This is a genomic window from Synechococcus sp. BMK-MC-1 (assembly GCF_014279955.1).
GTDB lineage: Bacteria > Cyanobacteriota > Cyanobacteriia > PCC-6307 > Cyanobiaceae > Synechococcus_C.
Genome location: NZ_CP047939.1, coordinates 1,897,288 through 1,907,657 on the forward strand (window position 1 = coordinate 1,897,288; position 10,370 = coordinate 1,907,657).

General features: G+C 59.9%; 15 protein-coding genes. 12 read left to right on the top strand and 3 right to left on the bottom strand.

Annotated elements, in window-relative coordinates; translation table 11 throughout:
* Positions 1-338: 338 nt before the first annotated feature.
* Complete coding sequence (locus SynBMKMC1_RS10755; protein WP_186471723.1) at positions 339-2,417, bottom strand: glycogen-debranching protein; 2,079 nt, start codon at positions 2,415-2,417, stop codon at positions 339-341.
* Between the two features lie 63 nt (positions 2,418-2,480).
* On the opposite strand from SynBMKMC1_RS10755, the gene SynBMKMC1_RS10760 reads away from it, so the two are divergent.
* The 5 genes from SynBMKMC1_RS10760 to SynBMKMC1_RS10780 all read left to right on the top strand — a co-directional run bounded on the left by SynBMKMC1_RS10760 (position 2,481) and on the right by SynBMKMC1_RS10780 (position 5,556).
* Positions 2,481-3,155 (top strand): MBL fold metallo-hydrolase, encoded by a 675-nt coding sequence (locus SynBMKMC1_RS10760; protein WP_186471724.1) that lies wholly within the window; start codon positions 2,481-2,483, stop codon positions 3,153-3,155.
* A 154-nt stretch (positions 3,156-3,309) separates the two neighbouring features.
* Complete coding sequence (locus SynBMKMC1_RS10765; RefSeq protein ID WP_006043393.1) at positions 3,310-3,585, top strand: HU family DNA-binding protein; 276 nt, start codon at positions 3,310-3,312, stop codon at positions 3,583-3,585.
* Positions 3,586-3,684: 99 nt separating this feature from the next.
* Entirely contained in the window at positions 3,685-4,533 is an 849-nt protein-coding gene (gene gluQRS / locus SynBMKMC1_RS10770; RefSeq protein WP_186471725.1) for a tRNA glutamyl-Q(34) synthetase GluQRS, read from the top strand.
* 395 nt (positions 4,534-4,928) lie between these two features.
* Positions 4,929-5,237 (top strand): hypothetical protein, encoded by a 309-nt coding sequence (locus SynBMKMC1_RS10775; protein WP_186471726.1) that lies wholly within the window; start codon positions 4,929-4,931, stop codon positions 5,235-5,237.
* Between the two features lie 82 nt (positions 5,238-5,319).
* Positions 5,320-5,556 carry a hypothetical protein gene (locus SynBMKMC1_RS10780; RefSeq protein WP_011933821.1) on the top strand — a complete coding sequence of 79 codons (237 nt, stop codon included), beginning with the start codon at positions 5,320-5,322 and terminating at the stop codon, positions 5,554-5,556.
* A gap of 3 nt (positions 5,557-5,559) precedes the next feature.
* Here SynBMKMC1_RS10780 and SynBMKMC1_RS10785 read toward each other — a convergent pair whose 3' ends face one another.
* Complete coding sequence (locus tag SynBMKMC1_RS10785; RefSeq protein WP_011933820.1) at positions 5,560-5,796, bottom strand: hypothetical protein; 237 nt, start codon at positions 5,794-5,796, stop codon at positions 5,560-5,562.
* A 73-nt stretch (positions 5,797-5,869) separates the two neighbouring features.
* Between SynBMKMC1_RS10785 and SynBMKMC1_RS10790 the strand changes: the two genes are divergently transcribed.
* The 5 genes from SynBMKMC1_RS10790 to SynBMKMC1_RS10810 all read left to right on the top strand — a co-directional run bounded on the left by SynBMKMC1_RS10790 (position 5,870) and on the right by SynBMKMC1_RS10810 (position 7,708).
* Positions 5,870-6,076 (top strand): hypothetical protein, encoded by a 207-nt coding sequence (locus tag SynBMKMC1_RS10790; protein ID WP_186471728.1) that lies wholly within the window; start codon positions 5,870-5,872, stop codon positions 6,074-6,076.
* A gap of 11 nt (positions 6,077-6,087) precedes the next feature.
* Complete coding sequence (locus SynBMKMC1_RS10795; protein WP_011933818.1) at positions 6,088-6,612, top strand: hypothetical protein; 525 nt, start codon at positions 6,088-6,090, stop codon at positions 6,610-6,612.
* 77 nt (positions 6,613-6,689) lie between these two features.
* Positions 6,690-7,031 (top strand): hypothetical protein, encoded by a 342-nt coding sequence (locus tag SynBMKMC1_RS10800; protein WP_011933817.1) that lies wholly within the window; start codon positions 6,690-6,692, stop codon positions 7,029-7,031.
* Positions 7,032-7,083: 52 nt separating this feature from the next.
* Positions 7,084-7,365, top strand: a complete 282-nt coding sequence (locus tag SynBMKMC1_RS10805; protein ID WP_255486178.1) for a hypothetical protein — start codon at positions 7,084-7,086, stop codon at positions 7,363-7,365.
* Entirely contained in the window at positions 7,343-7,708 is a 366-nt protein-coding gene (locus tag SynBMKMC1_RS10810; RefSeq protein ID WP_186471729.1) for a hypothetical protein, read from the top strand. The genes SynBMKMC1_RS10805 and SynBMKMC1_RS10810 overlap by 23 nt, the downstream gene beginning before the upstream one ends.
* Positions 7,709-7,759: 51 nt before the next feature.
* On the opposite strand, the gene SynBMKMC1_RS10815 is transcribed toward SynBMKMC1_RS10810, so the two are convergent.
* Positions 7,760-8,194 (bottom strand): glyoxalase, encoded by a 435-nt coding sequence (locus tag SynBMKMC1_RS10815; protein ID WP_186471730.1) that lies wholly within the window; start codon positions 8,192-8,194, stop codon positions 7,760-7,762.
* A gap of 1,207 nt (positions 8,195-9,401) precedes the next feature.
* On the opposite strand from SynBMKMC1_RS10815, the gene SynBMKMC1_RS14555 reads away from it, so the two are divergent.
* Positions 9,402-9,554, top strand: coding sequence for a hypothetical protein (locus tag SynBMKMC1_RS14555; protein WP_222930361.1), 153 nt, complete (start codon positions 9,402-9,404; stop codon positions 9,552-9,554).
* Positions 9,555-9,859: 305 nt separating this feature from the next.
* On the top strand, positions 9,860-10,354 hold the full coding sequence (locus tag SynBMKMC1_RS10820; RefSeq protein WP_186471731.1) for an SLOG family protein: 495 nt from the start codon (positions 9,860-9,862) through the stop codon (positions 10,352-10,354).
* Positions 10,355-10,370 lie beyond the last annotated feature (16 nt).

A 10,370-nucleotide genomic window follows, 5' to 3' on the forward strand; every position in this document is an offset into this window, starting at 1 on the left:
TTCGCCGGATCCTTATTCAGCGAAGCGGCCGTTTCCCTGAATAAGGGGCGACTTTGCACTTGCCTCTCGCATGTCCCGCTTTCGTCTCGCGTGCCTGCGGCATGACGGGCATGCCCCCCGGGCGCCCCCAGCCTTGACCGGCTGCCGGAGGCAAAACATCTCACCAAACATCTCACATGCGGCATTTTCCTTGTTGAGAAGTCAGTACTAGCAATGAGACTGGGCGATTTATGGCTCAGCCTTCCAAGCTGATGATGCGGGTTCGATTCCCGCCGCCCGCTTCCTGAAATCCGGTTCTACCCGGGCTCCTGGCTGTTTTAGGCCTTGGCGCTCCTGGCTTAGAGCTTGAGGCCATTGGTGTACTCCCTGGCCACCATCACCACCAGGCTCCTGGCCTCTAGGGGCACTCCCGATGGAGTCCAGGGTTCGGGCTGGGCCGGAAGGTCCTCTCCCGGTGGCAGGGCCGTATCGATCAGGCGATGCCACGGTGTGGCGGCCTCGGGCAGGTCGAAGTGCATGGCCTTGAAATAGGCGTTGAAACCGACCCACAGCACCGCCCCCTGGCTGCCCCGGTGCACGCTCAGGGCCAGGCAATGGGACCAGCTGGCCCAATCGGGTTTGCCCAGCTCCACGCCATGCCACTGTCGCCAGAACCCCTCAGGATCACTGCTGAGCTGCTGGGGCTTTTCGTTGTGGGCGATCAGCGGGGTGAACAGATCCTTGAGTTGGTGACGCACAGCGATCAGCCGCCGCACATAGGTGAGCAAGTCCCTGTCGCAGTGATCATCCGACCAGATCATCCAGCTCAGTGGGGTGTCCTGGCACCAGGTGTTGTTGTTACCCCCCTGGCTGCGGCCCACTTCATCACCCATTAACAGCATGGGCACTCCGCGGGCCAGCAGCAGGGTGCTGAGCATGTTGCGCTGCTGGCGCCGGCGCAGAGCTGTCACCGCATGGTCGCTGCTCGGCCCTTCCACACCGTGATTCCAGCTGATGTTGTGATTCTCGCCATCGCGGTTGTCTTCCCCGTTGGCCAGGTTGTGCTTGCTGTTGAAGCTCACCAGGTCCATCAGCGTGAAGCCGTCGTGGGCTGTGAGCAGATTCACCGAACGCCCAAGCGTCACGGGCTTGCCGTCGTAGAGGTCCGGGCTGCCGCGCAGGCGTTGCCCCAGGGCCCAGGTGGTGTTCTCATCCCCTTTCCAGAAGCCGCGCAGGGCGTCGCGAAAGCGGCCGTTCCAGGTGCCGATGCGCTGGGCCGGAAAGTCGTTGAGCCGGTACAGCCCGCCGCAGTCCCAGGGTTCACTCACCAGTTTGAGGTCGCTGAGAAGCGGGTCGGCTTCCATGGCTTCCAGCAGAGGTGGGTGGTCGAGTGGTTTCAGGCCCTCTCCACGGCTGAGCTCGATGCCCAGATCGAAGCGGAATCCATCCACTCCCAGCTCCAGAGCCCAGCAGCGCAGGGACTCCAGGATCAAGGCCCGTGTCAGCGGCTGATTCGCGGCGATTGAATTGCCGCAACCGCTCACATCGAGATAGTTGCCTTTGCTGGATTGGTGGTAGTAGATCCGGTCGGCGAACCCACGCCAGCTCAGGGTGGGGCCGGCTTGGTTGCCTTCGGTGGTGTGGTTGTAAACCACATCCAGAAGCACCTCGAGGCCGGCGTCATGACAGGCGGCCACAAGGGCGCGCATCTGCTTGCGGGCCTGCAGGGGGTCGTCTCCGCAGATGTAGCCCGCGTGCGGGGCGAACCAGCTCAGCGGGCTGTAGCCCCATACGTTGTCGCGGCCTGGAGGCGCATCGTGCGGATCGAAGGCTTGCACCGGCAGCAACTCGATCGTGGTGACACCGAGGGCTTTGAGGTAAGGAATCTTGTCGATCACCCCCAGGAGGGTGCCGCGCCGCTCCGGCGCCACACCGCTGTCGCTGCGCCGGGTGAAGCCCCCCACATGCAGTTCGTAGATCACCGTCTGCTGCCAGCTGTGGCGCGGTCTGGGGTGGGCATCAAAGTCGAAGCGGTCGCGCTCACACACCACACCTTTGAGGCAGCAGTCGGTGTTCGGTGAGGCCCCGGTGGCCATCTCCCGCTGGTACACCGACCAGCCCTCGATCCCCCGGGCGCAGGGATCGAGGAGCACTTTCGCGGGCCGGAATCCATGCCCACCCGGCGCCAACGGCCCGAACACCCGGTAGCCGTAGAGGCAGCCCTCCGTTAGGCCCTCCACCTCCACATGCCAGTAGTCGCCGGAACGATGGGTGTGCACATCAAGATCGATGATCCGCTCAGGACTGGGAGCCTCACTGCTGCTGAAGAGCAGCAGCTCCACCCGGTTGGCCCGTGGCGCGGCCACCGAAAAATTCACGCCCCGTGCTGTCACGGTGCTGCCCAGGGGCCAGGGTCTGCCTCGAAGGATTGCGCTCACCGAACCACCCGCCGGCCGCAGGACGCACTGGTTTCAAAGTAGTGGTATCTGCGGTGAAGCACCGTGACTGTGTTGACCTCCGCCCTGGAACCCGGACGCCCTCCGCAGCGCATTCGTGCGGATCTTTGGTTGTTCCCCCCCAATCGCGACTGCCGCGGTGGCTCGTCCTGGTGGCTTGATGTGGCTCCGGAACCGGTGCTGATCGACTGCCCCCCGCTCACCGAGGCCACCCTGACGGCCTTGAAGGAGCTGGCTGGAGGCCGTGTGGCTCGCATCCTGCTCACCAGCCGGGAAGGGCATGGCCGCCTGCGCCGCCTGCAGGAACGCCTTGATTGGCCGGTGCTCTTGCAGGAGCAGGAGGCGTATCTCCTGCCGGGGGTTCAAGACCTCGGCACCTTTGCCGAGGCTCACACCACCATCTCCGGCTTACGCCTGCTCTGGACCCCAGGGCCAACCCCGGGCCATGCGGTTGTGTATGCCCCAGCCCCCTCGAATGTGCTCTTCTGCGGACGCTTGCTGGTGCCGGTTGCCGCCGAGTCTCTGGCCCCGCTGCAGCACCGGCGCACCTTTCATTGGCCAAGACAGCAGCGCAGCTTGGAGCGTCTGCGCGAGTGGCTACCTTCAGAAGCCGCTCCCTCACTGGCATCTGGAGCCGGGCTTGGCGCCTTGCGCGGTGGGCGTCTGGCCCCATTCAGCAGTTGGAGTCCCGCCGGGCAGCGCAATGGATCTGAGGTTTGAATCAGGCAACATTGCAGAGAAAGCATTGCGGCACGGTGTTTTTCGGTTGCCGCTCTGCTCAGACCTCCATACGATTGGCGCGCTCAGGCAAGCCGTGCGGATGTCGACTTCCGCATTGTCGTTCCAACCGCTTCCGCCACTTTCCTCCCTTTCCATGAACAAAGCCGATCTCGTCAATCTGGTTGCTGCCCGCACCGAGCTCACCAAAACCGACGTGTCCCTGGTTGTGGACGCTGCCATCGAAACCATCATCGACTCCGTTGTTGAAGGCAAGAAAGTCTCCATCCTTGGCTTCGGCTCCTTCGAGCCCCGCGAGCGCTCCGCCCGTCAGGGCCTGAACCCCAAGACCGGCGAAAAGATCAAGATCCCCGCCAAGCGTGTGCCTGCCTTCACCGCTGGCAAGATGTTTAAGGACCGCGTTCAGGGCTGATCCGCACCTGTTGAACGCTTTGAGGTGGTCCTACGGGACCACCTTTTTTTTGTGATCTGCCCAGACCACCTGCTTGCCATCCTGCGCCGTGGTGAAGCCATGGCTTCCGAGGGATATCGAGGACGCTTTGCTCCCACGCCCTCAGGCCCGCTGCATCTGGGAAATCTTCGCACTGCCTTGCTGTCGTGGTTGCAGGCCCGTTGTCACCAAGGCCAGTGGCTGCTCCGCATCGATGACCTTGATACGCCGCGGATCCGGCCCGGAGCGACCGAGTCCGCTCTGAACGATTTGCAGTGGCTCGGTCTCCACTGGGATGGACCCGTGGTGTTCCAGAGCCAACGCCGGGGTCTCTATGGATTCTTCCTGTCGGCCCTGCGCCGCGGGGGAGTGGTGTATGCCTGCCGCTGCAGCCGCCGGCAACTGGCCGGGATCTCCCGTTATCCAGGAACGTGCCGTGGCCGAGGCCTGAGCTGGGGCTTCGAGGATGGCCGGCTTCCCGCCTGGAGGCTCACCGTGCCGGAACCCTATGCATCCTCGTGTGGTGATCCGGTGGTGCGCCGCGCTGATGGTTTCGTGGCCTACCACCTGGCCACGGTGGTGGATGAGCTCTCCTTGGGGATCACCGAGGTGGTGCGCGGCCAGGATCTGGCCCCGGCTTGTCTGCCGCAGCAGGCTCTGGCGGCGGTGTTGGGGCAAACGGCACCTGCCTACTGCCATGTGCCTCTGCTTCTTGCGGAGGACGGCTTGAAGCTCTCGAAGCGTGAGCGGGCCAGTGGATTGGAGCCCCTGAAACAACAAGGATGGGGGCCTGATCGAGTGGTGGGCCACCTCGCCGCATCCCTGGATTTAGTGCCTGCTGGCACGTCCATGTCAGCGCTTGAGTTGCTCGAGCACGTTGGCCGTCAGCCCAAGCGATGGCAGAGTCTCAGCAATTGCCTTCATTCTTAAGGAAGGCTTCGGGATCAATGGGGCCCATTGCTCCCACACTGAAGCCATTGCGTGATTGTGGTCATGGAGGTCTGCTCCTGTTGCGGTGGCAGTGGAATTCAGCGGGTGGGTGAACAGCAGTTCCGCACCTGTCTGGCCTGTTTGGGACAAGGCTTTGTCGATGCTGAGGATGCAGAACTGAAGTCGCGGCTGGACCAAGCCGCAGCCGAGGCCGTCAACGCAGTTGCTTCTTCCGTTGCTGCCAGATGAAGAAGGTGGCGGTGGCTACCACAGCCAGCAGGGGAACGCTGGTGAACAGCAGCAGAGCGACAGCGGTCCAGTCTGTGTACATCCTTTCAGCAAATAAGCCCCAATAGTCTCTCAGGAGAATGGTCTCAGTGGCTGGTGATCGGCGTATGAGGCGGCTGTGTCTTCTGTGTCTGGCGGCGACCATCCCGTTCAGTCCTGCGCTGGCCCGTGCCCTGGATGGCATCAGGCCTGAGCTCATCGCCTGCTTCACAACGGAGGATGCCAGCCAGTGCGCCCGTGCCCTGGACCTCACCGAGCAGTTGCAACGCCGTGCTGCGAGCAGGGAACGATTTCCCTGCCAATCTCTTCTCCTCGGTCTTCAAGCGGAGGTGGTGATGGTTCAGCTCTCTGAAGGTCGAGGCGATCGGGCCCTGCGGACCCTGCAGGACAGCGATCGTCTCTGTTGGGGCCTATGAGCTCCATTCCAATGCCTAGGCCTGCAAACTATCTGAAGTATTGCCATGACTCATGCAGGCCTTGAAGCAGTCTTTGCCCGCCATGACCCTCGGTGCAATGGTGGCTTTCTCGGTGATCCCGGCGGAAGCCCAGATCCGTTTCGACGATTGTCAGCCAGCGGCTGGGGGAGGCATCACCTGCAACACGGTCCCCTACGGCAACACCAGGGCCAACATGATCGATGGTGAGTACGGCCTGCTGGATCAGGGCAGTCCCGGTTGGGCTGAATACAACCCCTATGAGGGCTACGACGACATGCTGGGCGGTAATCAGACCTGAGCCTCAGGGGCGACGCCAGATCTCCCAGATCAGCAGGGCGGGGACAGCCAGCAGCACCACGATCAACACAAGGATCAGAATCGCGATGGTGGGCCACACAAAGGTGGGCGGCAACATCGTGTTCAGGTCCCACATGGTGGCCATCACAACCGTCTGAATCCCGCTGTTCAGCAGCGACAGGAGCACGATCCAGCAGCCCGTGATCAATGCGGTGAGGATCAGTCGTCGGTTTTTTGTCATCACGTCATCTCGGCTGCACCTCTAGACGCCTGCCGCGAACTGGACCAGCATGGGACAGGTGCGCTCCGATTGTATGGATCAGGATCCAAACGCCACCAGCTCAAGGGAACGCACGGTGCTGATTGTTCTGTTCCTTGCCCTGGGCCTTGGGCTCGTGGCGATTCCTCCGGTTCGCGAGGGGATCCTCAAGGATTTCAGGCGCAAGTGGGATCAGAACGGGCAGCTGCACAACGCCGGATCCATCCGGCTGGCATCACGCGCTGATGTCTTGATGCCATGACGGTGGTTTGAATGCCATCCCAACCCCGCAATCGAGTCGGTGAGGTGTACGGCAAGCTCACGGTGCTGCGGCTTTCAGAGCGGCGCACCAAGGGCGGGAATGTGTACTGGTGGTGCCGTTGTGCTTGCGGCCGAGAGCGGGAGGTTCCTGGAGACAAGCTGTCCCACAACACCCTGCGCAAAAAACCGGTGGTGATCGCTTGCCATGCATGCGCGCGGGAGCTGCAGGTTGAGGCTGTTCAGGCGCGCAATGATCGCGATGAGCAGGAGCGGCGGGAGGAGGCGCGTCGCAACAGGAGCGCGCTGCAAGGTCAGGTGCCCGAGAGTTGGTTGAGGTTGGCATTAACGGATGCCCACGCGCGGGAGCGCGGCCAGGTGCTCTTTTTCCGGGGGACGCGCTGCCTGCGCAACCATCTGGCGCCGTATCGCATCAATGGGGGATGTCTGGCTTGTGCTGGTCAGAAACCCTCCGCGCTGACGGGAGCGTCTGTACCTGAGTCCGATGCGCTGCGAATCCAAGCAACAGCGCCTGAATGAGGCCCTCGGGGTGTTGGCTCTGCGACTTGCGGAATCCTTCTGAACCGCGAAGATCAGATCCACTTCGGAACTGATGCATGGCATCCAAGTTCTTCCATGTGCACCATGAGTTCCGTGCAGGCAAGGCTGCGCAATGGTGGCAGGCTGCGCAAACAGCCATGGCCCCTGGCGGTGGTTGGGATGAAGCTGTTGCCAAAAACCTCGAAGCTGGTTTCTACAATCACTCTTTCTGCCCGGTTGGTCCAGAGGGTCCGGCTTTCTGCATCTGGGAAGTGCGCGAAGGCATCACAGCTGAGCAGTTTCAGGAGTTCATCGATGGTCCGATGGGCGTCAATTTCGGGCTGGATGCGTGGATGAATATCTGCAGAGAAATCAATGTTGACCTTGCGGGTAATCCTCCCTATCCAAGGAAGTTTTGACGCCGTCTCCAATGACCAAACCAATCATGGAGCGTTGGTGGGAGACTGACTGTTGTTCCAAGGCATCGGCGCGTTGAATCCATCCACCATCAGGCGCTTTGTTTTCACGCTGATCACCGGATACCTGGCGATCTATGGAGTCAGGCAGATTCCCTATGAATTTCCCAATGAATGGGGCGTCATTATCCCAGTTCTGATCGTCGTCTATATCATCACCGTTTGGCTTGATGGACTGATCTTTAACGACGTCACAGCAGTGAGCCCGTCGGATCGTGTTGCAGAAACGCCAACAAAGACGAAGCCCAAAAAACGTGCAACTGGATTTGGGGATTAAGCGGCCTATCGCTGCAATTGGAGCCGGTCTTGACGACAATGGTTATATGACAATTCCTCGCTTTGACGCCGCCACCGCTGCGCTCCAACGCCTGCTTTTGAGCAGCATCACCCCTGCTATGGCAGCAGAAACGGAAGGCATGGCGAGCATCAGCGAGCGCATCAATGCCTGCATGGAGCGGGTGAAGGTTGATGCCTCAGAGGGTGCTGCTCTTGTTGCTGAATGCGTTCCCCATGGACGAGTGATGGTGGCCCAGGCGCAGAAGACCTTGGCAAACCTTGAGGCTTTAGCAGTGATGCAAGCGTTTTTCCATGAACACAAGGATGATTTCGACTTCCGCTGAGTCAACATTCCCTATTGAATTCGTATGAAAGGGATTGCAGGGTGATGGAACTCAAGCCTTTGCTTGTTGGAATTCAAGGAACTCCAGGCAGTTGTCAAAGGGATCTTTCACAAAGAAGCGTTTGCGATCTGAGAGCTTTTCTTCCCCAAAGGGCGCATGTTCATGGATTGTTAATGACTGATGAAGAGCCGTCAGACCATTGATTAGGAAGCAGAGGTGTCGGCCTGCTGGGATCGGAGTATGAGCCTCATCAAAAACGATATGGATCATTGCGTCATTAAAAACAAACCAGATGATCCCTGTCTTCACTTGCCCTTGCAGATTGCCAAGGTGGGCAGGGATTGCCCCTTCCTCCATTTTCAGTAAGCCTGAGTAAAAGCTGCGGGCTTTCTTTTCCTGGCCAGGGGGAGCCGTGATCGCAGAGTGATTGATGCCCTTGATAAAGGGGTGGGTCAACTTGATTGTGACTAGCTCGCCGATGCTCATCTGGTATCAGGGAGGCGTTACTCAAAATCTAGCCATGACGATCAAGCAGGCTTTTTCTTCGTTCCGCCAACGTCGCATCAGAATTTCTACTTCAGTAAAAACCTCGTCGTAATGGCGGGGTTTTTTGTTGCTTGTTCTGCAGCAGAGTAGAGTGCTCATCAAAGCTTGAATGCTTAAGCGTTGGGAGTCCAATCATGCACCTTTTGGCTGAGACCGACTGCCACCAGACATGGAACGATTATGCTAACAGCAATTAGATGCAGCAACATCACAGGAAAAGTCATGGAGCTGGATTTGGTGTGGTCGAATCCTTTCAATGCACTCGTCACGACATTTCAATCTCTGGAAAAAATCCTGGTCAAAACTGCTGCGAGAAATCTTAGAATTGAGTGAAAAGCACCTAAGACAATGGTGAGATAGATAGCGTCGATGCGTGCCCCACTGGCTATCGCTTGGTCTCTAGCGCTTACTTCTTCAAGTGGCCAAAGCAGATATCTATGGATGCCTGACGCAGTTCCTTGCTGACTGCAAGCGATACAAAACCCGCAAGGGGAAAGCAGGGGGGGCGTGGTTGTCGCTATCGATCTCCCTACAAAACATTCACCCCGTCTAAATGGCGGGGTTTTTCGTTACTCGGCATCACCTTTCACCCAGCAGGTCGTTCCAAGTCACTGATCCATATTCGCCTTCACGCAGCTGACGGCCACGCTCCTGCATCAGCCTCAACTCCTCCTTTGTATATCTCTCCCCCCATTCCGGTCCACGACACCGGCGCCGGTAATCCTTCCACTGCTGCTTTTGAGTTTCTTCCGGTTTGCCCCGGTGACGGCGCTTTGGCATCAGCGCAATGGGCTCAACAACCGCCGGGAGATCAACAGCGCAAAATGAGGGCTCTCGGGACAACCAAGAACCCTGTGCTTGATGAGTCTTTTGAGTACGCCCCCTGATGGATTCGAACCATCGACCGACTGCTTAGAAGGCTTTGGTTGTAAAAGCCAAGATTCATTCCCACCACTGGTGTTCTTTGTTCGACTGTCTTGGGTGTGAGAAGGGATGTGAGAAGGTTTGGGGTTTTTAAAGGTCTCGGGGCTCGTCGGTAATGATCTGGGTGTCGAGCAAGGCCTCCCGCAATTGTGGTGGTCTTTGTGGACGAGAAGGGCCGCTTCTTGAATAAGCCAACGACGTAATCAAGTGCTCGTCGTGGTCCTTGGCGGCACGGAGTGTCACCGATGTGTTCGGCCGTCCAAGTCGGCCTGGCTTTGCAGACGCCGCCGCCCTCCGCTTCGGGGCCGGTGGTGAGGTGGTGGGCAAAGCTGCTCTCCCGCGGCTGCGGTGGCCGGGCTCGCATGCGCTTGGATAGGGGAGAGGTGAGCCTCAAGTTTCCTCGCCCGGCTGCGCGGCCAGCTGGGTATTCAGGCCTGAATCTGGTGGGTTTGCTTATCAGCTTTTCGATCCATCAGCGCATGCCTTTGCTTTGCGTAGATCCATTGCACTGCAGTCGTTTTGGCCGGCTTAAAGTGCATTTGTACTGATAGAATAAAGACTGCGCCAATGGCCCAGAGCCCATCGCCGGCGGCAACTGAATTCCTGGTCTCGCCATCACTGCTGCGTATTCCTAAACGGTTGTGATGCCCCGATCAGTTGTCCTTTCTGGCAACTGAATCCATGGCTTTATGTCTTCAATCGTGGCCGGAGATCGTTCCGGCACGCTCGCTGGTCATCGTGGCTGGCGGCGGCCGTGATCTGGCCTGGCCGCATCAGCGAGTTGCCGCTGAATTGCTGGCCCGCAGCAGCTGCCGGCTGGTGCATCTGCTGCTCCATGGCGGTGCCCGCGGTGCCGATGCTGCCATTGGCCAAGCAGCCCATCAGCTGGGTTGGCCGTCGTTGGTGATGCCCGCCCAATGGCAGCGCCATGGCCGAGCCGCCGGGCCGATCCGCAACCGCGCGCTGCTGAAGCGGGCCATCGCTCAAGCGGTGCTGCACACCGGCCCGGGCGCGATCGCCTCAGTGCTGGTGGTGGCCTTTCCCGGCGGTGCCGGCACCGCCTCATTGCTGAATCTGGCTTGCCGAATGGCGCCCCGTTCTCCAGTGCCGATCGCCGTTGCTGAGGTCAGCACGTCGGCCGGGCTCTGGGCGGTTCCTGCCTCCGTCCGCCCCTGAAGCCTTGCGCCCCATC

Bases quoted from the DNA above. Each gene is read 5' to 3' on its own strand.
- SynBMKMC1_RS10765 (WP_006043393.1), top strand. From the start codon at position 3,310: ATGAACAAAGCCGATCTCGTCAATCTGGTTGCTGCCCGCACCGAGCTC.
- gluQRS (WP_186471725.1), top strand. From the start codon at position 3,685: ATGGCTTCCGAGGGATATCGAGGACGCTTTGCTCCCACGCCCTCAGGC.
- SynBMKMC1_RS10775 (WP_186471726.1), top strand. From the start codon at position 4,929: ATGAGGCGGCTGTGTCTTCTGTGTCTGGCGGCGACCATCCCGTTCAGT.
- SynBMKMC1_RS10780 (WP_011933821.1), top strand. From the start codon at position 5,320: ATGACCCTCGGTGCAATGGTGGCTTTCTCGGTGATCCCGGCGGAAGCC.
- SynBMKMC1_RS10785 (WP_011933820.1), bottom strand. From the start codon at position 5,796: ATGACAAAAAACCGACGACTGATCCTCACCGCATTGATCACGGGCTGC.
- SynBMKMC1_RS10790 (WP_186471728.1), top strand. From the start codon at position 5,870: ATGGATCAGGATCCAAACGCCACCAGCTCAAGGGAACGCACGGTGCTG.
- SynBMKMC1_RS10795 (WP_011933818.1), top strand. From the start codon at position 6,088: ATGCCATCCCAACCCCGCAATCGAGTCGGTGAGGTGTACGGCAAGCTC.
- SynBMKMC1_RS10800 (WP_011933817.1), top strand. From the start codon at position 6,690: ATGGCATCCAAGTTCTTCCATGTGCACCATGAGTTCCGTGCAGGCAAG.
- SynBMKMC1_RS10815 (WP_186471730.1), bottom strand. From the start codon at position 8,194: ATGAGCATCGGCGAGCTAGTCACAATCAAGTTGACCCACCCCTTTATC.
- SynBMKMC1_RS10820 (WP_186471731.1), top strand. From the start codon at position 9,860: ATGGCTTTATGTCTTCAATCGTGGCCGGAGATCGTTCCGGCACGCTCG.